Here is a 23,659-nt window from a genome sequence, read left to right on the forward strand (position 1 = left end):
GGGAAGGCGATGGCGGCGCCTGTCCCGAGCCTAGGGCGGATCGCGTTCGGTCCAGGTCGGACCGGCGCAGGTTCAAGGCATCCCCGTCGCCGCAGGCGGCGGTGCGAGAGTGCGTGCTTTCAGGACCGGCCCGACGCCGGATGGAACAGCCGGCCCTTCTCCACGACCAGCACGACGATGAGCGCCGCGATGCCGCAGAGCGCGAAGCCGAGCGTCAGCGGCACGACCGTGCCGTTGAAATGCTGGCCGATATAGAAGCCGAGCAGCGCGCCGATCACTGTGGTCACGAAGCCCTGCACCGAAGAGGCCGTGCCGGCGACATGGCCGAGCGGCTCCATCGCCATGGCTCCGAAATTCGGGCCGATCAGCCCGAAGCAGAACATCGCCGCCCCCTGCAGGATGGCGAAGCTCCAGAGCGATTCATGGCCGGCCAGCGCCACCAGCGCATGGAGGCTCGTCAGCGCGATATAGCCGAGCAGCGCGCCATGCGAGACGCGGCGCATGCCGAGTCGGCCGACGATGCGCGAATTCAGCAGCGAGGACGCCGCCATGAACATCGCGATCAGCGCGAAGATGGTGGTGAACAGCTCCGGCGCGTGGAAGACGTCGACGAAGACCTGCTGCGCCGAGTTGATGAAGCCGAAGAGCCCGCCGAGCACGAAGGCCATGGCCAGCATGTAGCCGACGCCGATGCGGCTGGTCAGCGTCGTCCGGAAGGAGGCGAGCACGCTTGCGGGCTCGATCGGCTTGCGATCCTCGGGATGCTGGGTTTCGGGCAGCTTGAGCAGGACCCAGATCATCACGACGGCGCCGAAGCTGGTCAGCACACCGAAGATCCAGCGCCAGGGCGCGACCCAGAGGATCGCCTGGCCGATCGAGGGCGCCAGGATCGGTGCCGCCAGGAACACGATCATCGCCAGCGACATGACGCGCGCCATCTCCCGGCCGGAATAGCAGTCGCGCACGATCGAGATCACGAGCACGCGGGTCGCGGCAGCGCCGATGCCCTGCAGAACGCGCGCCGCCATCATCGCTTCGAAGGAGCCGACGAAGGCCGCTGCGGTACTCGCGACGACATAGACGCCGAGGCCCATGAGCAGGATCGGGCGTCGGCCATAGCGATCCGCGATGGTGCCGTAGAAGATCTGAGAGACGCCGAAACCGAGCAGATAGGCGGTGATGATCCATTGTCGCTGGTTGGCTTCGGCGATGCCGAGCGTCTCGGCCATCTGCGGCAGCGCCGGCAACATCGAATCGATGGCGAGCGCATTCGTCGCCATCAGGGCGGCGGTCAGACCCACGAAGGGGTAGAAGCCCATGCCGTGGCGCGGCCGGGCAAGGGCGGACATGTCGTTCATGGCGATCGCGAACCGGCTGGCGGAACCCGGCGGCTGCGGTCATGCGGCAGTGCGGGCAAGCTTCTACCGGCAGGATTAACCCTGCCGACCGCGCGCGGCAACCGGTCCGGTTGGCGATGTGTCATGCGCCAGGCGCGATTCCCGGCGCAGGGCGGCGAATTCACCCCTGTTTCTGCATCTCGGCCATCAGCGCATCGTCGATCTCGGCTGCGCGGCGTGCTGCCGGGCGCGCCGCGAGGCGGGAACCATAGGCCGCGAAGGCCGGCCGTTTCTCGATCGTGCCGAACTGAAGGCCCCAGAGCACCTGCGACCCGACATAGACATCGGCGGCGCTGAACCGGTTGCCGGTCAGGTACTCGCCGCGGGTCACGGCGTATTCGAGCGTGTCCATCGCATCGGCATAGGTGCCGTAGCCTATGGCGCGCGCCCGGTCGGGCGGTACTTCCATGCCGAAGGCCTTGTTACTCACGGCGGCCTCGATCGGGCCGGCGGCGAAGAACATCCAGCGATAATACGGGCCGCGCAGCCGGCTGGCCGGCTCGGGCGCGAGCCCGGCCTGCGGAAAGGCATCGGCCATATAGGCGCAGATCGCGGCGCATTCGGTCACGACGGTATCGCCATGGACCAGTGCCGGCACCTTGCCCATCGGGTTGATCGCCTTGTAGGCGGCGCCCTTCATGGGCTCGCCGAATCCCAGGATCTCGGCGCGGTAGGGCTGACCGATCTCCTCCATCATCCAGCGCGCGATGCGCCCGCGCGACATCGGGTTCGTGTAGAGCACGAGTTCGTCTGCCATCGTCTTGGCCTCCCTCACGGTTCGAGGATGTTCTTATCCTGCAGTATCGGCCTGATGCTGTCAGGAACCCATCGCCTGACGCGACGAGTCCAAGCTGCTATCGTCGCAACGAAACAGGACGAGGATATGGACGAATCACGCGCAGCCCGCCGCGTTTCCGTCAGCGACGGGCGGATGGCGATCGAGGGCCTGTCGACCCGTTACGTGCAGGGCGCGGCCCGGCGTTTTCGGCTATCGGCCTCCGGCTTACGTTTTGTCGGGGGCTTTGCGAGCCGTGAGGGTCAGCTGGAGGAGAGCCGGCGCTTTCTGGCCGAGGCGGTTGTGCCCGACGGCGCCCTGCGCCGGGCTGGATCAGAGGGCGAGGCCGGCACGATCGAACTCACGCTGCGCCCGCTCTCGCAGGCCGGAGAGCAGCCGCGCCTGCTACTGATGCTCGGCTATCGCGACGAGGACGGCGTCTCCTCGCCTTTCGCCGAGGCATTCCTGGCGCCCGCGGTTTTCGAGGCACTGAAGGCCGACCTGCTTTCCGGCCTGGCGCAGGAAATCTCGCTGAGCGCCACGACCAGCCTCTGGATCCGCGAAGAGGATCGCGGGTGCGTGAACGGCGAGCCGCTCGACTGGTATCTCGGCCTCGACGCCGACGGACGCTCCAGCCAGCCCGCGCGCGGCTTCATCGAGACCATCGAATGGCGGCCACGCCCGCTTCCGGCCGCCGTGGAGGCCACGCCGGCTCCCGCTCCCGCAGCGCCCCCTGTCCATGAGGTCGAGGAAGACTGGCCGGAAAGCGCGGCCGAGCAACTGGGTAGGATCAACTGGAGCTTCCGCCTGCTCCTGTTGATGCTGGCCTTCATGCTGATCATCGTCGCGATGAAATAACTGGCGCGTCCTACGGCTCGTGGCGGCGGATGCGGCGGACCATCTCGTTCAGCGCCAGCAGCACCAGCGCGAGGATGAAGGGCAGGATGTAGTAGACCACCCGGAAGATCAGCAGCGCGCCCAGCACCTGCTCGTAGGGAAAGCGGTTGAGCGCGACCAGCATCGTCGCCTCGAACACGCCCAGCCCACCCGGAGCGTGGCTGGCGATGCCGATCAGGCAGGCGAAGATATAGGCTGCGAGGAAGGTCGGGTATTCCAGGCCGTAGCCGCCGGGCAGCAGCACGAAGAGCACGGCTGCGGCCGCGCAGACCTCGCAGGCGCCGAGCGCCATCTGGCCGAGGGTGGTGCCGAGCCCGGGCAGGTGCAGGTTCCAGCCGCGCACGCGGATCGTGCGCTCGTCCGTCGCGATCCAGGTGAGATAGCCGAGGATGCCGAGGCCCACGAGCCCGCCGACGATCTGGACGACGAGTGGCGAGGTCCGCGCCAGCATCGCGACTGCTTCCGAGGCGTAGAACAGGCTGGCGCAGAGAATGGCGCCGAGCCCGAGCCAGAAGGTGATCCCGGCGATCACGGTCAGGCTGGCGACCTCGGACGCCCTCACCCCCTTCGGCGAATAGATCCAGTAGCGCACCGTGCCGCCGGTCACGATCGGGAAGCCGAGCGTGAACGAGACCGAATAGCTGGTGAAGGAGGCGAGCGCAGTTGTGCGATAGGGAATGGAGAGGCCGAGCCGGCGTAGCGCCAGCTTGTCGTAGCCGGTCAGCAGCAGATAGCTCAGCGCCGTGAAGGCGATGGCGAGGCCGAGCTGGCGCAGGCTCGCATTCTCGAAGGCGCCGGCGAGCTGGCCGGGCTCCATCCCGCTGATGATGTGCCACAGGACGACCAGCGAGGCACCGAAGATGACGAAACTCGCCAGCGGGCCGAGCCACCACCAGCGGCTGCGCTTGCGCAGGGGCATTCCGGGCTCATGCGGGCCGAACGACATGCGCTCTCGGGGTTGCGCGGCGCCGCGGGAGTGCGGCGGCGCGGTGGCGGGCAGGGCTCGGATGAACCCCGCCCGACAGATAACGCCTCGGCGGCAATGCACAAGCCGCAGCGGCGAATAGGACGCATGAGGGAACCCGGATCCCCGTATGATGGAGCGCCTCAGGCCGTCTTGCGGAAGATGCGCAGTGTCTTGAAGCCCTCGACCTCCTCCACCGGCATCGCCTTCATCCAGTCCGGGATCAGGCGCTCAGCCACGTCATAGGCGTAGGAGCCCCTGTAGAACAGGATATGGCCGCCCTTGTCGGTCTGCGCGGTGAAGAGGTCCATCACCTCGCGGTCGGTCAGCGCGCCATAGGCGTCGTTGGCCTCGCCGCGGAACTCGCCGGTGTGGAACAGCGTCACGATGTCGAAGCGCGGCAGCAGGCGGGCATTGCTGGTGTAGATGTCGCCGAAATAGGCGCTGTAGGTCTTGGTGACGTTCGGATTGTCGGTCGCCAGCCTGATGAAGGACTCGTATTCCTGCGGCGAAGCGGTGATGCCCAGCACCGTGTTGTCGAGATGCGGCTCGGCGCAGCGCAGGCCGACATAATGATGCCCGCCGGTGCCGAAATGATAGATGCGCCGGCCGCTGAGTTTCTCCTGCTCCAGCCACTCGACGAAATGCACGTCGCAGGGGCACTGCTCGATCTCGAGACCCCAGAACGCATCCCAGATATTCATCTTCACGGTGTTTCTCCTCTCCGAATGGGTTTCTTGTTGTGATGGTGCTCAGCAGGCTTCGCTGGTCGTGGCGATGCGGGGCTCGGCGAAGCCCTCGCGCTCGACGATCTCGGCGATGCCCCTGATACGGCGCAGCACGATCCGGTGGCTGGCGCTTTCCGTCAGGCCCGGGCTCTGCCCGAAGGCGATGATGATCGCGCGAGGGAGGGCTGCGCGCAGCTCGGTCAGCAAATCCAGTGCCGCATCGGTTTCGAGCGCGCTCGTCGCCTCGTCGAGCAGCACGATCGCGGGATCGGCCAGTTCGGTCCGGGCGAGCGCGAGCCGCTGCCGCTCGGCGCGCGTCAGGCTCCTGTTCCAGTCATCCTCGCCGTCGAGCCGTGCGGTCAGGGTCGACAGGCCGTAGCGGCGCATGGCCGCGGCGATTTCCGGTGCCGGGCGCGGCCGATCGCCCTGGAGGAGATGGCGCAGGCCGATTCCCGGCAACTGCAGATGCTGAGGCACGGTGGCGATGCGAGCGCCCCTGGGCAGCACGATCGTGCCCTCGCCCTGCTGCCAGAGCCCTGCGATGGCCTGCATCAGGGCATTCTTGGCGAAGCCGGCATCGCCGGTGACATGAAGCACGGCTCCCGCGGGCAGCACGAAATTGATGCCTGCCGCGAGCGCGTGGCCGGCACCGTCATGTAGCGTCACCGCCTCCAGCCGCAGGCTGTCATGCGGTCCGTCCTCGACGACGAGGCCTTGTGCCGGCTGCTCCTGCCCGACTTCTTCCAGCGCGTCGGCGAGCTCGTTGACGCGCCGCGCTGCGGCGAGCCATTCCGCGATGCGCATGAAATTGTCGAACAGCCAGTTGCAGGCGTTCTGCACGGCGACAAAGGCGGCTGCGACCTGCACGACGCCACCCAGCGTCATCTCGCCTGCGAGATATTTCGGGGCGGCCAGCAGCAGCGGCACGACCGGCACCAGCGCGCTGCTGCCATTGGTGATCCAGGTCAGGCGCGCCCGCTGCGTGATCACGGAGAGCCAGCGCAGCACCAGCACGGCGTGGCTCTGCGCCACCGCCTGCCGCTCGCCCGCCTCGGTGCGGGCGAGCGCGATCGCCTCGCCATGGTCGCGGATGCGCATCAGCGCGAAGCGCAGGCCCGCCTCGCTCTCGGTACGCTTGGCGATGAGCCCGGCGAGGCGCCGCCCCACGGCCGTGACGAGCAGGGTGACGATCACGGCATAGAGGATCGCGGCGAGCACGAGATAGGCAGGGATCGTCATCTCGGTCCCGCCCCAGCTCAGGCGCAGGCTGCCGCCGATCTCCCAGAGAATCTCGATGAAGATCACGATGGTGATGACCGAGGAGAGCAGGCCCATCGCGAAATCGACGATCGGCTCCGTCGCCCAGCGGACATCGTCCGCGATCCGGTATTCCGGATTGGCGGGTTCCTTCCCCGAGAGACCGAGGCGGAAGAAGCGGCGGTCGCCGACCCAGCCATCGACCAGCTTGGCGGTGAGCCAGCGCCGCCAGTGTACCTGGAAGGTCTCGCGCGATTTCAGGATGAGGACGCCAAGTCCGGCGACCACCAGTACGATCACCGGGAACACGGTCATGGCGACGAGGGCGCTGTGGCCGTCCTTCCGCTCGAGCGCGTCGAAGAACCAGCCGTTCCAGCGATTGACCGTGACATTGGCGAAGACGGTGAGGATGACGCCCGCTGCCAGCAGCAGCGTCCAGAGCCAGGCGCAGCGCGCGGTCTCGCCACGCCAGAAATCGCGGGTCAAGCGCACGAATCGCAGCGCGACCTGGCGATCTCCAGGCACGGCCGATCTCGCGCCTGGCGTCTCGTCGGGCGTCAGCACGGTTGAAAATTGTCCCCCAGGGCCGGTTTTCCGGTCTCCTCTGGCTCAAACCTGATTGGACGAAAATGAACTCGACATGAACGGATCGGCCGCGTGTCCGTTCGGAACAGCGATGGCGTGCCCCGCGTTCCCCGCTCAGCTCAGCGAGGGAGGTCCGCCATGCCGCGTGGAGATAAATCTGCCTATACCGACAAGCAAAAGCGCAAGGCCGAGCATATCGAGGACAGCTACGAGGAGCGCGGCGTTCCGCATGAGGAGGCCGAGCGCCGGGCCTGGGCGACCGTCAATAAGGATAGCGGCGGTGGCAACAAGTCCGGCTCCGGCCGCGGCAAGCCGGACACCAACGCGTCGGCACGCCGTGGCGGCAAGCTCGGCGGTGCGGCCTCCGCTGCGCGTCCGAAGGCCGAGCGTTCCGCTTCGGCGAAGAAGGCCGCCGCGACGCGGAAGAAGAATGCGTCCTGACACTCGTCGTCATGCGCGCCACAAGGCGAGCATGACGAGAATGGGCAGAGGCGTTTTGACCTAGCCGCCGATATTGAAGGCGGCGAGCGCGGCCATGTTGACGATATCGGAATCCTTCGCGCCGAGCGGCACGATCTGGATCGGCTTGTCGAGGCCGACGATCAGCGGGCCGATCACGGTCGCGCCGCCGAGTTCCTGCAGCAGCTTGGTGGAGATCGAGGCCGAGTGGAAAGCCGGCATCACCAGCACGTTCGCGGGCCCGGAGAGCCGGCAGAACGGGTACTGGCTCATCACCTCGCGATTGAGCGCGACATCCGCGGCCATCTCGCCGTCATACTCGAAATCGACGCGCTGGCCGTCGAGCAAGGCCACGGCCTCGCGCACCTTCTCCGAGCGCTCGCCGGCGGGATGGCCGAAGCTCGAGAAGGCGAGCATCGCGACGCGCGGCTCGTAGCCGAGCCGGCGGCCGACGCCGGCCGCCTCGATGGCGATCTCCGACAATTGCCGCGCGGTCGGCATCTCGGTGATCGCGGTGTCCGCCACCAGCACGGTGCGGTCGCGCGAGATCACGATCGAGACGCCGATCACGCGATGGCCAGGCTTCTCGTCGATGACGCGGCGAACCTCCTCCAGCGCGATCGAGTAGTTGCGGGTGACGCCGGTCACCATCGCGTCGGCATCGCCAAGAGCCACCATCGCCGCGGCGAAATGGTTGCGGTCCTGGTTGATCAGGCGCTGGCAGTCGCGGAACAGATAGCCCTGCCTTTGCAGCCGCTCGTAGAGATACTGCGCATAGGCGGCATTGCGATGCGAGAGCCGGGCGTTCTGGATCGAGATGCCCTTGGCTTCGAGATCGACGCCGAGGAAGGTCGCGGCCTCGGTGATCCGGTCCTCGCGGCCGACGAGGATGGCCTGGCCGAGCCCCTGCGCCACGAATGAGGCGGCGGCGCGGATGACCTGCTCCTCCTCGCCCTCGGCGAAGACGACGCGCTTGGGATAGCGGCGGACGCGCTCGAAGATGCGGTTGAGCGTGCCGGCGATCGGGTCGCGTCTCGCCGAAAGCTGTGCCTTGTAGGCGGCGGTATCGACGATCGGCTTGCCGGCGACGCCCGAATCCATCGCCGCCTTGGCGACAGCCATCGGCACGACATGGATCAGGCGCGGATCGAACGGGACGGGGATGATATAGTCCTTGCCGTAGCGCGGCCGGGAACCCTGATAGGCGGCCGCGACCTCGTCGGGCACGTCCTCGCGTGCCAGCATCGCCAGCGACTCGGCAGCGGCGATCTTCATCTCCATGTTGATCGTGGTGGCGCGCACGTCGAGCGCGCCACGGAAGATGAAGGGGAAGCCGAGGACGTTGTTGACCTGATTGGGATAGTCCGAGCGGCCGGTCGCCATGATCGCGTCGTCGCGGATGGCATGGACCTGCTCCGGTGTGATTTCAGGATCGGGATTGGCCATGGCGAAGATGATGGGGTTCGGCGCCATCGAGGCGACCATCTCCGGCGTCACCGCGCCCTTCTGGGACAGGCCGAAGAAGGCATCCGCTCCGTCCAGCGCCTGGGCCAGCGTGCGCCGGTCGGTGACCACGGCATGGGCCGATTTCCACTGGTTCATGCCCTCGGTGCGGCCCTGGTAGATCACGCCCTTGGTATCGCAGAGGATGACGTTGTCGGGTTTGAAACCCATTGCCTTGAGCAGCTCGATGCAGGCGATGGCGGCGGCGCCGGCGCCGTTGATGACGAGCTTAGTCGTCTTGATGTCGCGCCCGGTGATATCAAGCGCATTGATCAGGCCGGCGGCGGCGATGATTGCGGTGCCGTGCTGGTCGTCATGAAAGACGGGGATGTCCATCAGCTCGCGCAGGCGCTGCTCGATGATGAAGCATTCGGGAGCCTTGATGTCCTCGAGATTGATGCCGCCGAAGGACGGGCCGAGATAGCGCACGGCCTCGATGAACTTGTCCGGATCCTCGGTATCGACCTCGAGGTCGATCGAGTCGACGTCGGCGAAGCGCTTGAACAGGACGGACTTGCCTTCCATCACCGGCTTCGAGGCGAGCGCGCCGAGATTGCCGAGGCCGAGGATCGCGGTCCCGTTCGTGATCACGGCGACGAGGTTCGAGCGCGTCGTATAGTCATAGGCGCGCGACGGATCCTCCGCGATCGCCAGAACCGGCACGGCGACGCCGGGCGAATAGGCGAGCGAGAGGTCCCGCTGCGTCGCCATCGGCTTGGTCGGCACCACCTCCAGCTTGCCGGGCCGTCCCTGCGAATGGAACAGCAGGGCTTCCTGGTCCGTAAAGGTCGGGCGGGCTTTCTTGGTGGTCGGGCGGTCGTTCATCGAAGTGTCTTTTCTTGTGTTTTTTCGAGGGGCGGCTGACCATACGGCGGTGCGCCCGCCGATCACAAGCGGCGAGTGATCGCGCAACTCCCGTCGGTGTGGAAGCGGGCGGGCGCGGGATCAGGCGCGCGAGGTCGTGCGTACGCTGCGTACGAAATCGGTGACGTAGCGGTCGAGCGCCTCGGCCTGCTCGTCGACCTTGCGGGCGGTCTCCGCGACATGGATCGCGGCATCACCGGTGATGCGCGCCTCGACGCCGACGGCGCCGACATTGACGGTGACGGCATCGGCGCTCAGCGCGACGGCCTGCGCATCGGCGGCGATGGTCGACGCGAGGCCGGCCTGGCGGCAGACGACGGCGGCGATCGCGCCCGAAGTCTGCTCGATCGTCGTCATCGTATCCTCGATATGGGCGACGGCCTCGAAGGCGGTCGCGGCGGCGGCGCGGATATCGGCGAGCGTCTCCGCGATGTCGCGGGTCGCCTTCTGCGTCTGCTCGGCCAGTGTCTTGACCTCGCCGGCGACCACAGCGAAACCGCGGCCGGCGGTTCCGGCGCGGGCGGCCTCGATGGTGGCATTGAGGGCGAGAAGATTGGTGCGGGACGCGATCTCCTCGATGAAATCGAGCACGGCACGAACCTTGTCGGCGGCTTCCGTCAGCCCGGCGACGTCGCTGCGGGTGCTGCGGACATAGGATGCGGCGGCGCGCACCGTGTCGTCGGCATGGCTGGTCTGGCGGGTCAGCTCGCGGATCGAGGCCTCGATTTCCTCCGCCGCGACCGCCACGCTGCCGACGCGGCGCGAGGCGCTGCCGGCCTCATGCGTCACGCTCTCGGCGCGGAGCGTCGTCTTGTTGGCGTTCTCCACCATCTGGCCGGCGGCCGTATGCATGCCGTGCAACGAGGCGCCGACATCGCCCAGAGCCTTGCCGACGGTGCGCTCGAGATCGCTTGCAAGGGCATCCAGAGTCGTCTTGCGCAGCGCCTCGATCTCGCCGCGGCGGGTTTCCAGCGTCTTCTCGGCGGTGACGTCGAGCAGGATGCCGTCCCAGACCAGCGTTCCGTCGCGCAGGCGCCGCTTGGTCGATTCGCTGCGCAGCCAGACGATGCTGCCATCCGGCGCGGAATAGCGCCCCTCGAACCGCCAGAACGTCTCGGTGTCCTGCTGGGCGCGGCGCATCTGTTCGAACCGGGCGCGGTCTTCGGGCAGCAATTTGCCGAGCCAGATCTCGGGGTCCCGTTCGACCTCTTCCTTGGTGATGCCGAGCAGCTTGTCGATGGCGAAGGAGGCGAACTGATAGGTCATCTTGCCGTCCGGCCGAATGATCCGCTGATAGAGCGTGCCGGGGGCGCGATCGATCAGCGTGCGCAGCCGATAGGCGGTTTCGCGCCTTTCGCTGTCGTTGATGACGATGATGCCGGTCAGGAAGATGCCGATCGTTCCGACCAGGACCATCACCGGGACGGCTTCGCGCAGGAAGCGTTCGCCGGCCGCACCGGGGATCAAGCCCACCGAGGCGACGAGGATGATCGCGTCGATGGCGCTCAGTACAGCGAGATCGCCGATGCCCAGCGAACGCCGGCGGCGCGCCAGCCACAGCGCATAGGCGATGCCGATCGCGCCGCGAGCGATGATACCGGTCACGCCTGTGACCATGCCGACGCCGCCGCTGAGATAGCGCATGACGACAAGGGGCACGGCCGTCAGAACGGAGGCGATCGGGCCGCCGACCGGGCCGGCGAGAATCGCGAAGCTGTTGCGGGAATCGATGAACAATCCGGGCTGAAGCTGGAACGGGTTGCTCATGCTGACCAGGGCGCCGGCCCCGAACAGGACGCCGACGATCACCTGGCGCAGCCAGGGGCGATCCCCGAACCGGGGTGTGGTCACGGTCAGCAGCAATCCCGCCAGCAGCAGGAAGAACAGGCTTTCGGCGAGGTTGATCAGCAGCAATGTGGGGACCCCGGCCGGATTCGGCTGCAGGACAGTAGTTTGAATTGTTGAAAGCCATCCTAACGGATGGCCTTGGCCGGACATTTTGCTAGCGTGCCGGCGCGATGCACCAGAGTTCCTCCCCCGAAGCCGCCCGTTCCGCTGTGTCGAATGCCGCCAGGCCGGCAGCCGCGGCCGAGCGCGTCACGCCGATGATGGCGCAGTACGTCGAGATCAAGGCTGCCAATCCGGATTGCCTGCTGTTCTACCGGATGGGGGATTTCTACGAACTCTTCTTCACGGATGCCGAAATCGCCTCGCGCACGCTCGGCATCGTGCTGACCAAGCGCGGCAAGCATCAGGGCGACGATATCCCGATGTGCGGCGTGCCGGTGGAGCGCGCCGACGACTATCTCCAGCGGCTGATCGCCGCCGGCCATCGCGTCGCCGTCTGCGAGCAGACCGAGGATCCGGCCGAAGCCAGGAAGCGCGGCAACAAATCGGTGGTGAAGCGCGATGTCGTGCGCCTCGTCACGCCCGGCACCATCACCGAGGAGCGCCTGCTCGAACCCGGCCGCGCGAGCCTCCTCGTCGCCGTCGCGCGCCGCAGAACCGGCGAGGTGGCCTCGCTCTACGGGCTGGCGGCAATCGACATCTCGACCGGCCGTTTCACCGTGATGGAGACGCCGCAGGAGCGCCTCGCCATCGAGTTCTCGCGGCTGGAGCCGCGCGAGATCGTCTGCCCCGACGCCATTCATGACGATCCCGAGCTCAGGGAGTTCTGGCGCGAGATCACGGTACCGGTGACGCCGCTCGCTCGCGATGGGCTCGACGCGGCCTCGGCCGAGCGCCGCCTCAAGGAATTTTTCGGTGTCGCCACGCTCGATGCCTTCGGCGCCTTCACGCGGGCCGAGATTGCGGCGGCGGGTGCGGCGCTGGCCTATGTCGAGCGCACCCAGCTCGGCGCCCGCCCGCCGCTCTCGGCGCCGGTGCGAGATGCCGGTTCGGCGACGATGCTGATCGACGCGGCGACCCGCGCCAATCTCGAACTGACGCGCACTCTGGGCGGCGAGCGCCAGGGCAGCCTGCTCGCCACGATCGACCGCACGGTGACTCCGGGCGGTGCGCGCCTGCTGGCCGAGCGCCTCGCCGGTCCGCTGACCGATCCCACCGCCATCGCCGCGCGTCATGATGCGGTCGAGTTGCTCGTCACCGATGCCGGCCTGCGCGAGGATCTGCGTTCGGCGCTGGAGAAGGTGCCGGACGTGGCCCGAGCGCTGGCGCGACTCTCGCTCGACCGCGGCGGCCCGCGTGATCTGGCGGCGCTCGGTGCCGGGCTCGATGCGGCACGCTCGATCGCTGCGCTGCTCGTCCGGCGCGGTGATCTTCCCGTCGAACTGACGCGCGCCATGCGGGCGCTCGGCGAAAGCGACCCCGACCTGCCTCTTCGTCTCAATGCGACATTGGCGGATGAGTTGCCGCTCAACCGCCGCGACGGTCGTTTCGTGCGTGAGGGGTTCGATCCGGCGCTCGACGAGCTGCGCCTGCTTCAGATCGACTCGCGCAAGGTCATCGCCCAGTTGCAGGCGCGCTATGCCGCCGAAACCAACTGCCGGACGCTGCGCATCAAGCACAACGCCATGCTGGGCTATTTCGTCGAGGTGCCGCAGGCGACCGGCGAGGAGTTCCTGCGCGATCCCTGGCGCGCGACCTTCGTCCACCGCCAGACCATGTCGGATGCGATGCGCTTCTCCTCGGTCGAGCTCGGTGAACTCGAAGCCAAGATCGCCTCCGCCGCCGACCGGGCGCTGAAGCTCGAACTCGCGATCTTCGCCGCGCTCGGCGAGGCCGTCCTGACCCAGGCCGAGCCGATCAAGGCGGCGGCATTGGCGCTGGCCGAGCTCGACGTCGCCACGGCTTTGGCCGATCTCGCGGCCCGCGAGGGCTGGAGCCGTCCGCAGGTCGATGACGGCGTCGCCTTCACCATCGAGCGCGGCCGCCACCCTGTGGTCGAGGCCGCGTTGAAGCGCGACGGCAAGCCCTTCGTCGCCAACGACACCGAATTGTCGCCGCCGGGTGGCGATGCAAAGGGCGGACGCATCTGCCTGATCACCGGCCCGAACATGGCCGGTAAATCGACCTTCCTGCGCCAGAACGCGCTGATCGCGGTGCTCGCCCAGATGGGCTCCTTCGTGCCGGCGACCTCCGCGCATATCGGCATCGTCGACCGGCTGTTCTCGCGTGTCGGCGCCGCCGACGACCTTGCGCGCGGCCGTTCGACCTTCATGGTCGAGATGGTCGAGACCGCCGCGATCCTGAACCAGGCCGGCCCGCGCGCGCTGGTCATCCTGGACGAGATCGGCCGCGGCACGGCGACCTTCGACGGGCTCTCGATCGCCTGGGCCGCGATCGAGCATCTCCACGAGATCAACCGCTGCCGCAGCCTGTTCGCGACGCATTATCACGAGCTGACGGCGCTGGGAGACCGGCTCGACCGCGTCGCCAATGCGACCGTCCGCGTCACTGAATGGAAGGGCGAGGTCGTCTTCCTGCACGAGGTCGTGCCGGGCGCGGCCGACCGTTCCTACGGCATTCAGGTCGCCAAGCTCGCCGGCCTGCCGCCGGCCGTGGTCGAGCGGGCCCGCGCCATCCTCGGCGAATTGGAGAAGACAGAGCGCGAGAAGCCGGTCGCTTCGCTGGTCGACGATCTCCCGCTCTTTGCCGTGCCCCAGCGCCGGCCGGCGCCGGTCGTTGCCGAAGGCGAGCCGGACGGATTGCGCGAGGCCCTCGCCGGGATCGACCCGGACGAAATGACCCCGCGCGAGGCGCTGGAAGCGCTCTATCGCCTGAAGGGGTTGGGCTGAGTTAGCCCAGCCGCTTGATCGCAGTGATCTCGCCGAAGCTCCTGGCGCGGATGCGGTCACGCGCCTCGCGCAGCGGCTCGCGATAGACGCGCATCACATGCCCGCTGGCATGGAGCAGCGTGTCGGGGGCGGTCAGGATGCCGACATGGCCTTTCCAGAACACGAGATCGCCGCGCTGGAGCCCCGACAGGTCCTCGCGCAGTTCGACCGGTCGGCCGAGCGTCGCTTCCATCATGTCGGAATCGCGGGGCGCAGTGATGCCGGCCGCCGCGAGGCTGAGCTGCGTCAGCCCGGAGCAGTCGAGCCCGAGGCTGGTCTTGCCGCCCCAGAGATAGGGCACGCCGAGGAAGCGCTCGGCGACGGCGACGAAGTCCGTTTCATGCTGGTCGATCGGCGCGAGATGGGCGGCGAAGACATGGCCGCCATCGGCAATCACCGCGAAATCGCCCCTGCTCTCGACGACGGCGACGCCGGCGCCGAGCGAGAGCGCGGTCAGCGGCGGCAGTTTGATCGAGGCGCCAGGGTAGACGAAGGTCCGCAGGGACGCGACGCGATGCGTCGGCGCGGGCCGGTCCGGGCGCAGGGCGTCGTCGGGGATGTAGCCGACATAGCCGTCACCGGCGAGTTGGGCCCAGGCCCAGCCCTCCTCGCGCTCGTAGACCTGTACCAGTTCGCCGGCCAGCGCCTCGGTGTCGAGTGCAGCGTCCGGGCGCGGCTCGCGCCGCACCGGCGCGGAGGCCGCGACGATGCGCATCGTTTGCGGATCGGCGAAGCGGGTGGCTTCAACCTGCCCGGTCAGCGCGCGTGCTGCGAGGTCGGGGCGGAAGGCATGGATGCGGCGGTCGAGAATCGCGTTCATGGTGGCAATCTAGCGTGGCGGGAGACCGTGGGGGAGGGGCGTCAGCTTCCGCCGATCTCCCTGGCATGCTCGGTGACCAGATCGGCCAGCCGCTCGACGGCGAGTGCTCCCGCGACGGTGCGCTGGATCACGACATTGCGGCGGTCTGCCTCGTCACGCTTGCGCGTCAGCAGGCCGAGCTTGCCGAGTGTGTCGAGCGCGCGCGTGATCACCGGCTTGGTCACGCCGAGCTGCTTCGCCAGTCCGCGCACCGTATGCGGCGGCAATTCGAGATAGACCGTCAGCAGGATCGCGGTCTGGCGCGCCGAGAGATCGGCGTCATGATCCCGCACCAGATCGAGATGGACCTGCCGCCACAGCTTGAGCGCCTGCGAAGGCTTGATCTCCAGGGGCATAAAGGCACGGGTCCAGATCGTTACGGACCCGTATCATTATCCCCGTCACGGCAGCACGCAATCGGCTTTGCGGAACAGCCTTAACCGCGCGGGTAACGCTGCTTGACCAGTGCGTGGATCATTCGCGCGCCCTGGCATTCGCCGCCTTCCGGTCGCCCTGGCTTGTTGGCGGGGTTCCAGGCGTAGATGTCGAAATGCGCGTAGGATGGCGTCTTCTCGACGAAACGGTTGAGGAACAGGGCTGCGGTGACCGATCCGGCCATGCCCCCACCGGAGACATGGTTGACGTCGGCGATCTTGGAATCGAGCAGGCCGTCATAGGGCGGCCAAAGCGGCATCCGCCAGACCGGGTCGTTCACCGCCATGCCGAGCCGCGCGATCTCGGCGGCGAGGATTTCGTCATGGGTGTAGAATGGCGGCAATTCCGGCCCGAGCGCGGTGCGTGCAGCGCCGGTCAACGTCGCAAAATCGACGAGCAGATCCGGCGCCTCCTCGTCGGCGAGCGCCAGCGCATCGGCCAGGATCAGCCGGCCCTCGGCATCGGTGTTGCCGATCTCGACGGAGATGCCCTTGCGGCTCGACAGGACGTCGCCGGGTCGGAAGGAGTTGCCCGAGACCGCGTTCTCGACGGCTGGCACGAGAAGCCGCAGCCTGACCGGCAGCCCCGCCAGCATGATCATCCGCGCCGCCGCGATCGCCGCTGCCGCGCCGCCCATATCCTTCTTCATCAGCAGCATCGAGGCGTCGGGCTTGAGATTGAGCCCGCCCGTATCGAACGCGACGCCCTTGCCGACCAGCGTCACTTTGGGATGGGCGGGGTCGCCCCAGACGAGGTCGACGAGCCGTGGTGCCCGCGTCGAGGCGCGGCCGACGGCGTGGATCATCGGGAAATTGCGGGCGATGAGGTCGTCGCCGATGATGCTGGTGACCGTCGCGCCGCATTCGGTGGCGAGCCCGCGGATCGCCGCCTCGATCTCGCCAGGTCCGAGTTCGTTCGCCGGCGTGTTGACGAGGTCCCGCGCCAGCATGGCGGAGTCGGCGATCCGGCTGATCTCTTCGCCGTCGACGCCTTCAGGCAGGACGAGCCGCGCACGAGCAGGATTCGGCTTGCGATAACGGTCGAAGCGATAGCCTTGCAGCAGCCAGCTCAGCGCAGCCAATGTCGGATCGCCGATCTCGCCCGATAACGCATAGTCGCCCGCCGGCAGCAGCGCGGCGAGGCGCCCGGCCGCGAACGGATCGGGCCGGCGCCCCGCGGCGTCGATGCCGAGCAGGACGGCTGCCAACTCCCCTTGCGGGTCTGGCAGCAGGCAGTGTTGCCCGGTGCGGGCCGCAAAACCCTGCGCAAGGGCGAAGCCGCGACTGGCTGGAGAGAGCTGCTCCTGAAGCATCGGCCAGTTGGCAGCCGAGACGACGTGAACGGGAGTGGCGGCGGTGGGCGGAGAGATCAGGAGGCTGTGCACGGAGCGCTGTTTCGGTTTCGGGCAAGGGTGCCGGGGAGGCGATTAAGAATGCATTAGGGTTAACGCTTTATCACCGGATCGACCAGACGAACCCATCCAGAGGCCCCGATTTCGGGAGGCGATCCGGCCCATGTCTTCAGCCCGGCCCCATTCTTCAATCCACGAGCCGGTGCGGGGCTCTCGTGCCGGTTTCGGCCTTGCCGTCTGCCTTGCCGCGCTCGTCCTGGCCGGCTGCCAGGGCCGTGGCGGCCTCGGCGACATCACCGGCTCGATCGGCCGCAGTCAGGCGACCCAACCGCGAACGGAGTCGGACTGGCAGGCCGAACGCGAGACCTGGGCCAAGCGTTACGACGCCAATCCCAAGGATCGCGACGCCGCCTTCCATTATGCGCGGGCGCTGCGGAGCCTCGACCAGAACGCGCAGGCGCTGGCCGTGCTGCAGAGTGCGGTCCTCGCCCATCAGGACGATCGTGAGCTTCTCGGCGCCTATGGCCGCACGCTCGCCGATAATGGCCGGCTGAAGGAGGCTGACGACGTGCTCAGCCGCGCCCACACGCCGGAGAACCCGGACTGGCGGATTCTCTCGGCACAGGGCACCGTCGCAGATCAACTCGGCGATCACAGCCGCGCGCAGCAGCTCTACCAGTCCGCCCTGAAGCTCGCTCCCAACGAGCCGACGATCATGTCGAATTACGGGCTGTCGCTCGCCCTTTCGCGCAAACTGCCGGAGGCCGAACGCATTCTGTCCGAGGCCGCGGCCTCCGAGCGGGCGGACGCCCGCGTCCGTCAGAATCTCGTGCTGGTACTCGGCCTGCAGGGTCGTTTCGGAGAGGCCGAGACCCTGGCCCGCCGCGACCAGAGCCCGGCCGAGGCCGCCGCAACCATCGCCTATCTCAAGCGCAGCGTCAGCCAGCAGAACAGCTGGGAGCTGCTGAAGGGGGGCAAGGGACGGACCCAGGCGCCCACCCGGCAGCCGGCGCTCCAGGGCGCGGGCGTCCGGCCCGCTGCCGTGCCGCCAGCCTGAGACGGCATTTATCCGGCGAAGCCGAAACGTCGAAGGATCGCACCGAATCGAAGAAGGCCGGAGCCCGAGGGGCTCCGGCCTTCTTCGATTCGGTGGGGCCTTTTGTCCGCCACGTGGAGCCGTGTTGGCGGTCTTTGCGCGGAAGCGAAACCCGACGGTCGGTCGAGCGATCCTCACTTCCAGTTGAAGACCTGGATCATTGCGGGGGTCATGATGATGACGAACAACACCGGCAGGAAGAACACGATCATCGGGACGGTGAGTTTCGGCGGCAGCGCAGCCGCCTTCTTCTCGGCCGCCGACATGCGCTGGTCGCGGCTTTCCTGGGCCAGCACGCGCAAGGCGGTGCCGAGCGGCGTGCCGTAACGTTCGGCCTGGATCAGAGCCGTCGAGACCGATTTCACGCTTTCGAGGCCCGTCCGCAGCGCGAGATTTTCGTAGGCGATGCGCCGGTCGGTCAGATAGGAGAGCTCGGCCGTACACAGCGCGAACTCCTCCGCCAGCGGAACCGACTGGTTGCCGACCTCGCCGGCCACCTTCCGGAAGGCGTGCTCGATCGACATGCCGGATTCCACGCAGATCAGCAGCAGATCGAGCGCGTCCGGAAAGGCCTGGCGCATCGAGGCCTGTCGTTTGCTGGCCTGGTTCGACAGGAAAATCTCCGGAGCCTTGATGCCGAGATAGGCGGCGCCGATGCCGATGGCGATCTTAATCGTGAAGCTCTGGCCGAAATCGTTGATGGCGAAGACGTAGAACAAGGTGAACAGGAACAGCCCGACAGGTGCGGCGAGACGGAAGAACAGGAAGGCGATTTCGGCCTGGGGGCCGCGATAGCCGGCCATTGCAAGCTGCTTCTTGGCGTTCTCCGTGCCGAGCCAGTCCCCGAGCTTGAAGCGCTCCACGATGCGCCGCATATAGGCTTTAGGCTCCTGCCGCAGCGAAACCTTCTCGTTCTGCCGGTTCAATCTCTCACGTTCGCGGGCGCGGATTTTTTCGCGCTCCGTGGCGACGTTCTTCATGCGCTTCTGGAGGTTGTTGCCCTCGGTCAGCGGGATCGCGATCGTCAGGACGGTCGCCGCCGCCGCAATGGCGGCCAGCAGCGCCAGCAGGAACTGCGGATTGGTGACACTGGTGGCGATCTGGGCAATCATGTTCGGTCTCAGATCTCGAAATTGATCATCTTGCGCATGATCAGAACGCCGATCAGCATCCACAGGCCGCTCGCGACCAGCGCGACCTTGCCGACCTGAGTGATCCAGAGCAGCTCGATATATTTCGGTGTGGTCAGCCAGACGAGGATCGCCACAACCGGGGGCAGCGACCCGATGATCGCCGCAGAGGCCTTGGCCTCCATCGATACGGCCGCGATCTTGTCGCGCATTTTGCGGCGCTCGCGCAACACGCGCGACAGATTCCCGAGCGTCTCGGAGAGGTTGCCGCCGGTCTTCTGCTGGATGGCGATGACGATCCCGAAGAAGTTGGCCTCGGCGCAGGGCATGCGCTCGTGGAGCTTCACCGCCGCCTCCGCCAGCGGCAGGCCCAGCGCCTGCGACTCGATGATCATCCTGAATTCGCTCTTCACCGGCTCCACGGCTTCGTTGGCGATGATGCGCAGACAGTCGTTCACGGGCAGGCCCGCCTTGATGCCGCGCACGATGACGTCGAGCGCGTTGGGGAACTCGACCCCGAACTTCTTCAGGCGGTTGTTCTTGCAGCGTTTCAGGAACCAGGCAGGCATGCCGAAGCCGCCGATGAAGAGGCCGGCCAAGCCGAGGATCCAGTTCCCGCTCGCGAGCCAGAGCAGGAGCCCGACCGCAATCGCGACCCCCGCGCTGATCCCGTAATATTTCTTGGGGGTCCAGGCCAAACCGGCCTGGGCGATGCGCTGCTCGAGCGAGATCTTGTCGCGCGCATTCTCGCGATTCTCGATCTCCTTCAGGCTCTGCGCGATCTGGCCGCGCTTGTTGCGGGCCTGCGCCTCCCGGTCGATGCCGCGCACCGTGCTCGGCCCGGCGAACTCCTTGCGCCGCTTCTCCGCGCGCTTTTCGCCGCTGAGCGTCGGATAGAGCAGCGCATAGACCACGCCGCCGACGGCGAACATGGCCAGCAGGGCGACGGCGAGCGTGCTCATGTTCATGCCCGGGATCCCCGCGAGAGCGTCCGGTCAGATGGCATTGCTGGTGCCTGCGTCTTCGAGCTGATCGAGGGCGGCGGCGAGGCGCTGGTCCTCGTTGAAATAGCGCGCGCGCTCCCAGAAGCGCGGGCGCCCGACGCCGGTGGAACGGTGTCGGCCGATGAGCTTGCCGGCGGCGTCCTCGCCGACGATATCGTAGAGCATCAGATCCTGGGTCGTGATCACCTCGCCCTCCATGCCCATCACTTCGGTGATGTGAGTGATCCGGCGCGATCCGTCGCGCAGGCGCTGGGCCTGGATGATGACGTCGACCGAGGAGCAGATCATCTCGCGCAGCGTCTTGGAGGGCAGCGAGAAGCCGCCCATGGTGATCATCGATTCGATGCGGCTCAGGCACTCGCGGGGCGAGTTGGCGTGTAGCGTGCCCATCGAGCCGTCGTGACCGGTGTTCATCGCCTGGAGCAGGTCGAACGCCTCCGGTCCGCGCACCTCGCCGACGATGATGCGCTCCGGGCGCATGCGCAGGCAGTTCTTGACGAGGTCGCGCATCGTCACCGCGCCCGTGCCTTCGAGGTTGGGGGGGCGGGTTTCGAGGCGCACCACATGCGGCTGCTGGAGCTGGAGCTCGGCGGCGTCCTCGCAGGTGATGACGCGCTCGTCGTCGTCGATATAGTTGGTCAGGCAGTTGAGCAGCGTCGTCTTGCCGGAACCCGTTCCGCCCGAGATGACGATGTTGCAGCGGACGCGTCCGATGATCTTCAGGATCTCGGCGCCCGGGGGCGATATGGCGCCGAACTTGACGAGCTGGTCGAGCGTCAGCTTGTCCTTCTTGAACTTGCGGATGGTCAGCGCCGGGCCGTCGATGGCCAGCGGCGGCGCGATCACGTTGACGCGCGAGCCGTCGGCGAGGCGGGCGTCGCAGATCGGCGAGCTTTCGTCGACGCGCCGGCCGACCTGGCTGACGATGCGCTGGCAGATGTTCATCAGCTGCGCGTTGTCGCGGAAACGGATATTGGTGAGCTGGATCTTGCCTGCGGTTTCGATGAAGGTCCGCCCGGCGCCGTTGACCATGATATCGGCGATGTCGTCGCGGGCCAGCAGCGGTTCGAGCGGTCCGTAGCCCAGTACGTCGTTGCAGATGTCGTCGAGCAGCTCTTCCTGCTCGGCGATCGAGAGCACGACGTTCTTCAGCGAGATGATCTCGTTGATGATGTCGCGGATTTCCTCGCGTGCGGATTCGGCGTCGAGCTTCGCGAGCTGCGACAGATCGATGGCCTCGATCAGCGCCCCGAAGATCATGCTCTTCATCTGGTAATAGTCTTCGGAGCGCGGGGTCGTCTCGACCACCGGCGCGATCCTGCGTTCCTCGACGGGGGCCGCAGCGAGCTCGGGCTTGCGCGGCGCGGCCTGCACGGCCGCGGGGGCTCTCGCGTTCAGATTGGGCGCGTGACCTGCGCCTGCGGATCGCTTGCCGAACATCTCAACACTCTCCCGCCCGGCCCGGGCCGGTCTCTTGCCTGGCGTGCGGGCGTCTCCCCGTCATCGTCGGTCCCTGTTCATCAAGAGGCCTTGCGGCGCTTCAGTTTCGCGACGAAAGGTTCAAGCAGGCTGCGCCGGCCGCGCTTGGCCTCGCCGCGCCCGGTCAGTGCGCTTGCGATCTGGGTGAAGGCCTCGGTCGCCTTGCTGCCGGCCTGCACCTCGGCGATCATCTGGCCGTTATTGGCGGCCGTGCCGAACAACTGGGCGTCGAACGGGATCGTGCTGAGCACGTCGATGCCGAGCGCCTTGGAGAACTCGGCCGCATTGATCTCCGGCCGCTTGGGAACGCCGACGCGGTTGAGGACGAGCCGGGCGACGGCGTCGTTCGGCCGCGTGGCCCGCGACAGATCGACCAGGTTCTTGGCATTGCGCAGGGAGGCGAGCTCAGGTTCGGCGACGATGAGGATTTCGTCGGCGCCGAGCACCGTCCGTTTCACCCAGGCGCTCCACTGATGCGGCACGTCGAGGATGATGCAGGGCACGCTGGCGCGCAGCAATTCGAGAAGCTGCTCGAGCGCGTCCTCGTCGAGATCGACTGTCCGGTCCAGGATCGCAGGAGCGGCGAGCAGCGCAAGATTGTCGCTGCAGCGCGACAAAAGCCGGTCCAGCAGGTTGGAATCGAGGCGCTCCGGTGCGAACACCGCTTCCGCGATGCCTTGCGGCGGGTCCTGGTTGAAGTTGAGGCCGGCCGTGCCGAAAGCGATGTCGAGATCGACGATGACGGTGGAAGCGTCGAGATTGCGTGCGATCGCCCAGGAGACGTTGTGCGCGACGGTCGAGGCGCCGACGCCGCCCTTGGCGCCCATCACCGCGATGACGCGGCCGAGATTGCGGGCCTCCGGCGCGATGTAGAGCTCCGACAGCGTACGCAGCACGTCGAGCGGCTCGAGCGGCGCGATCAGGTATTCGCTGACGCCGCGGCGTATCAGGTCGCGATAGAGCTGGACGTCGTTGACATGCCCGATCACGACGACCTTGGTGCCGGCATCGCAGCTTTCGGACAGGGATTCCAGGTGCGAGACCAGCGTCGCCGCATCGGCCACGGCTTCGAGCACGATGACGTTGGGCGTCGGGGCCGTGCGGAATGCCTCTACGGCTGCGGCCGGCCCGCCCATCTGGACGCGGGCATGAGCCTTGTCCATGCGCCGGTCGGCGACTGCGGCCTGCATGGTCGCGGCGACGGCCGGCGTTTCGCAGAAAGCCTGCAGCGTGATGCGCGGCAGCGGCGCGATGATCTCGTCGCCGGGCAGGTCGATCGCCGGATTCTCGTGGGGCTCGGAGTGCATCAGTTGCCTCCGACGGTCGAGTTGATCTGCGGTGTCTGCTGCCGGTACTGCGTCGAGGGGTCGCGACCCTCGCGGATCTTGGTGATGGCGCCCATGCGCTTGACGATGTCGGGGCGGCCTTCGTCGCGCGAACGGACGAGGTCGAGCGGATCGGCGACCTGCGCGGCCAGCGTCGCCTGGGAGGAGCAGCCGAGATTCCAGTAGGGCGCGTTCGAGGAGGAGAACTTGAAATCGGAAGCGCCGATGTCGGACGGCCATTGCCCGCAGCGATGCGCCACGCTCGCCTGGAGCGAGGCGAAGGTCAGGCGGATCGGCGAGGCCAGGCCCGGGTCCTGGACCGGGTAGCTGCGGACGCTGAGAACGCCGGGTGAGACGCCGCCGTGCGACAGTGCCGCGCGGATGCCGTTGAGCGTGTCGTGGGCGGCGCGGTCGCGGCGGTCGCCGGTCGGGACCTCGGCCACAAGGCCGCCCCGGCCCGAACGGCGGAATTCGCGGGCGAAGCTGGCGACATCCTCGGCCTGCCGGGCGTCGAGCCTGCCGCCGGAACGTCCGACGAAGACGTCGAGCGAGCGCGGTGCGTCGCGAAGCACGATCGGATGGCGTTCCCGCACGTCGTCCGGTCCGTAGGCGAGCGTTTCGCCCCCGGCCGTACGGTTGGCGCAGCCGCCGAGCAGGGCGCCGAGCGCCAGCAGGGCGGCGATCAGGCGCGGTCCTGTCGAGTCGATCCGGGAGGAAACCGTCATGGTCGGGCCATCCATCATCGTTGTCGCTGG

19 protein-coding genes are annotated in these 23,659 nt (G+C 67.4%); 4 read left to right on the forward strand and 15 right to left on the reverse strand.

Annotated features, from left to right (window positions below; translation table 11 throughout):
- Positions 1-119: 119 nt before the first annotated feature.
- Positions 120-1,358: a multidrug effflux MFS transporter gene (locus J0I42_RS17175; RefSeq protein ID WP_291656519.1), complete on the reverse strand. Its 1,239-nt coding sequence runs from the start codon at positions 1,356-1,358 to the stop codon at positions 120-122.
- Positions 1,359-1,518: 160 nt separating this feature from the next.
- The gene (locus tag J0I42_RS17180; RefSeq protein WP_291656520.1) at positions 1,519-2,154 is read right to left on the reverse strand and encodes a glutathione S-transferase family protein; all 636 of its coding nucleotides are present in this window, start codon (positions 2,152-2,154) and stop codon (positions 1,519-1,521) included.
- Between the two features lie 126 nt (positions 2,155-2,280).
- Between J0I42_RS17180 and J0I42_RS17185 the strand changes: the two genes are divergently transcribed.
- A complete protein-coding gene (locus J0I42_RS17185; RefSeq protein ID WP_291656522.1) occupies positions 2,281-3,030 on the forward strand; it encodes a hypothetical protein in 750 nt (249 codons plus the stop codon).
- 10 nt (positions 3,031-3,040) lie between these two features.
- Here J0I42_RS17185 and J0I42_RS17190 read toward each other — a convergent pair whose 3' ends face one another.
- The 3 genes from J0I42_RS17190 to J0I42_RS17200 form a co-directional block, all read right to left on the reverse strand.
- Complete coding sequence (locus tag J0I42_RS17190) at positions 3,041-3,988, reverse strand: lysylphosphatidylglycerol synthase domain-containing protein (RefSeq protein ID WP_291656524.1); 948 nt, start codon at positions 3,986-3,988, stop codon at positions 3,041-3,043.
- A gap of 188 nt (positions 3,989-4,176) precedes the next feature.
- Positions 4,177-4,743, reverse strand: coding sequence for a hypothetical protein (locus J0I42_RS17195; protein WP_291656526.1), 567 nt, complete (start codon positions 4,741-4,743; stop codon positions 4,177-4,179).
- Between the two features lie 42 nt (positions 4,744-4,785).
- The gene (locus J0I42_RS17200) at positions 4,786-6,543 is read right to left on the reverse strand and encodes an ABC transporter ATP-binding protein/permease (protein ID WP_291656528.1); all 1,758 of its coding nucleotides are present in this window, start codon (positions 6,541-6,543) and stop codon (positions 4,786-4,788) included.
- A 198-nt stretch (positions 6,544-6,741) separates the two neighbouring features.
- Here J0I42_RS17200 and J0I42_RS17205 point away from each other — a divergent pair, with 198 nt between their 5' ends.
- On the forward strand, positions 6,742-7,044 hold the full coding sequence (locus tag J0I42_RS17205; protein ID WP_291656530.1) for a plasmid stabilization protein: 303 nt from the start codon (positions 6,742-6,744) through the stop codon (positions 7,042-7,044).
- Positions 7,045-7,104: 60 nt separating this feature from the next.
- Here J0I42_RS17205 and J0I42_RS17210 read toward each other — a convergent pair whose 3' ends face one another.
- Together J0I42_RS17210 and J0I42_RS17215 are read right to left on the reverse strand one after the other, a co-directional pair.
- The gene (locus J0I42_RS17210; RefSeq protein WP_291656532.1) at positions 7,105-9,390 is read right to left on the reverse strand and encodes an NADP-dependent malic enzyme; all 2,286 of its coding nucleotides are present in this window, start codon (positions 9,388-9,390) and stop codon (positions 7,105-7,107) included.
- 120 nt (positions 9,391-9,510) lie between these two features.
- The gene (locus tag J0I42_RS17215; RefSeq protein ID WP_291656534.1) at positions 9,511-11,343 is read right to left on the reverse strand and encodes a methyl-accepting chemotaxis protein; all 1,833 of its coding nucleotides are present in this window, start codon (positions 11,341-11,343) and stop codon (positions 9,511-9,513) included.
- 104 nt (positions 11,344-11,447) lie between these two features.
- Between J0I42_RS17215 and mutS the strand changes: the two genes are divergently transcribed.
- Positions 11,448-14,186, forward strand: coding sequence for a DNA mismatch repair protein MutS (gene mutS, locus J0I42_RS17220; RefSeq protein ID WP_291656536.1), 2,739 nt, complete (start codon positions 11,448-11,450; stop codon positions 14,184-14,186).
- Between the two features lies 1 nt (position 14,187).
- Here mutS and J0I42_RS17225 read toward each other — a convergent pair whose 3' ends face one another.
- The 3 genes from J0I42_RS17225 to J0I42_RS17235 all read right to left on the reverse strand — a co-directional run bounded on the left by J0I42_RS17225 (position 14,188) and on the right by J0I42_RS17235 (position 16,903).
- The gene (locus J0I42_RS17225; RefSeq protein WP_291656538.1) at positions 14,188-15,045 is read right to left on the reverse strand and encodes a C40 family peptidase; all 858 of its coding nucleotides are present in this window, start codon (positions 15,043-15,045) and stop codon (positions 14,188-14,190) included.
- A 41-nt stretch (positions 15,046-15,086) separates the two neighbouring features.
- Complete coding sequence (locus J0I42_RS17230) at positions 15,087-15,440, reverse strand: MarR family winged helix-turn-helix transcriptional regulator (protein WP_199091118.1); 354 nt, start codon at positions 15,438-15,440, stop codon at positions 15,087-15,089.
- An 80-nt stretch (positions 15,441-15,520) separates the two neighbouring features.
- A complete protein-coding gene (locus tag J0I42_RS17235) occupies positions 15,521-16,903 on the reverse strand; it encodes a leucyl aminopeptidase family protein (protein ID WP_366509842.1) in 1,383 nt (460 codons plus the stop codon).
- A gap of 130 nt (positions 16,904-17,033) precedes the next feature.
- Here J0I42_RS17235 and J0I42_RS17240 point away from each other — a divergent pair, with 130 nt between their 5' ends.
- The gene (locus J0I42_RS17240; RefSeq protein WP_291656542.1) at positions 17,034-17,927 is read left to right on the forward strand and encodes a tetratricopeptide repeat protein; all 894 of its coding nucleotides are present in this window, start codon (positions 17,034-17,036) and stop codon (positions 17,925-17,927) included.
- Between the two features lie 173 nt (positions 17,928-18,100).
- Here the strand turns inward: J0I42_RS17240 and J0I42_RS17245 are convergent, their stop codons facing one another.
- The 5 genes from J0I42_RS17245 to J0I42_RS17265 all read right to left on the reverse strand — a co-directional run bounded on the left by J0I42_RS17245 (position 18,101) and on the right by J0I42_RS17265 (position 23,629).
- The gene (locus J0I42_RS17245) at positions 18,101-19,078 is read right to left on the reverse strand and encodes a type II secretion system F family protein (protein ID WP_291656544.1); all 978 of its coding nucleotides are present in this window, start codon (positions 19,076-19,078) and stop codon (positions 18,101-18,103) included.
- Positions 19,079-19,086: 8 nt separating this feature from the next.
- Entirely contained in the window at positions 19,087-20,064 is a 978-nt protein-coding gene (locus J0I42_RS17250) for a type II secretion system F family protein (RefSeq protein ID WP_291656546.1), read from the reverse strand.
- Between the two features lie 27 nt (positions 20,065-20,091).
- Positions 20,092-21,540, reverse strand: coding sequence for a CpaF family protein (locus J0I42_RS17255; RefSeq protein ID WP_291656547.1), 1,449 nt, complete (start codon positions 21,538-21,540; stop codon positions 20,092-20,094).
- An 80-nt stretch (positions 21,541-21,620) separates the two neighbouring features.
- On the reverse strand, positions 21,621-22,886 hold the full coding sequence (locus J0I42_RS17260) for a CpaE/TadZ family protein (RefSeq protein ID WP_291656548.1): 1,266 nt from the start codon (positions 22,884-22,886) through the stop codon (positions 21,621-21,623).
- Positions 22,886-23,629: a CpaD family pilus assembly protein gene (locus J0I42_RS17265; RefSeq protein WP_291656550.1), complete on the reverse strand. Its 744-nt coding sequence runs from the start codon at positions 23,627-23,629 to the stop codon at positions 22,886-22,888. Before J0I42_RS17265 ends, J0I42_RS17260 begins: the two co-directional genes overlap by 1 nt.
- Between the last annotated feature and the right edge of the window lie 30 nt (positions 23,630-23,659).

Source organism: Allobosea sp. (assembly GCF_017308015.1).
In the GTDB taxonomy this organism is placed as follows: domain Bacteria; phylum Pseudomonadota; class Alphaproteobacteria; order Rhizobiales; family Beijerinckiaceae; genus Allobosea.

Excerpts from the sequence above, each read along its gene's own strand:
- J0I42_RS17230 (WP_199091118.1), bottom strand. The coding sequence starts at position 15,440 with ATGCCCCTGGAGATCAAGCCTTCGCAGGCGCTCAAGCTGTGGCGGCAG.
- J0I42_RS17180 (WP_291656520.1), bottom strand. The coding sequence starts at position 2,154 with ATGGCAGACGAACTCGTGCTCTACACGAACCCGATGTCGCGCGGGCGC.
- J0I42_RS17255 (WP_291656547.1), bottom strand. The coding sequence starts at position 21,540 with ATGTTCGGCAAGCGATCCGCAGGCGCAGGTCACGCGCCCAATCTGAAC.
- J0I42_RS17250 (WP_291656546.1), bottom strand. The coding sequence starts at position 20,064 with ATGAACATGAGCACGCTCGCCGTCGCCCTGCTGGCCATGTTCGCCGTC.
- J0I42_RS17190 (WP_291656524.1), bottom strand. The coding sequence starts at position 3,988 with ATGCCCCTGCGCAAGCGCAGCCGCTGGTGGTGGCTCGGCCCGCTGGCG.
- mutS (WP_291656536.1), top strand. The coding sequence starts at position 11,448 with ATGCACCAGAGTTCCTCCCCCGAAGCCGCCCGTTCCGCTGTGTCGAAT.
- J0I42_RS17260 (WP_291656548.1), bottom strand. The coding sequence starts at position 22,886 with ATGCACTCCGAGCCCCACGAGAATCCGGCGATCGACCTGCCCGGCGAC.
- J0I42_RS17175 (WP_291656519.1), bottom strand. The coding sequence starts at position 1,358 with ATGAACGACATGTCCGCCCTTGCCCGGCCGCGCCACGGCATGGGCTTC.
- J0I42_RS17185 (WP_291656522.1), top strand. The coding sequence starts at position 2,281 with ATGGACGAATCACGCGCAGCCCGCCGCGTTTCCGTCAGCGACGGGCGG.
- J0I42_RS17210 (WP_291656532.1), bottom strand. The coding sequence starts at position 9,390 with ATGAACGACCGCCCGACCACCAAGAAAGCCCGCCCGACCTTTACGGAC.
- J0I42_RS17240 (WP_291656542.1), top strand. The coding sequence starts at position 17,034 with ATGTCTTCAGCCCGGCCCCATTCTTCAATCCACGAGCCGGTGCGGGGC.
- J0I42_RS17265 (WP_291656550.1), bottom strand. The coding sequence starts at position 23,629 with ATGACGGTTTCCTCCCGGATCGACTCGACAGGACCGCGCCTGATCGCC.
- J0I42_RS17205 (WP_291656530.1), top strand. The coding sequence starts at position 6,742 with ATGCCGCGTGGAGATAAATCTGCCTATACCGACAAGCAAAAGCGCAAG.
- J0I42_RS17245 (WP_291656544.1), bottom strand. The coding sequence starts at position 19,078 with ATGATTGCCCAGATCGCCACCAGTGTCACCAATCCGCAGTTCCTGCTG.
- J0I42_RS17225 (WP_291656538.1), bottom strand. The coding sequence starts at position 15,045 with ATGAACGCGATTCTCGACCGCCGCATCCATGCCTTCCGCCCCGACCTC.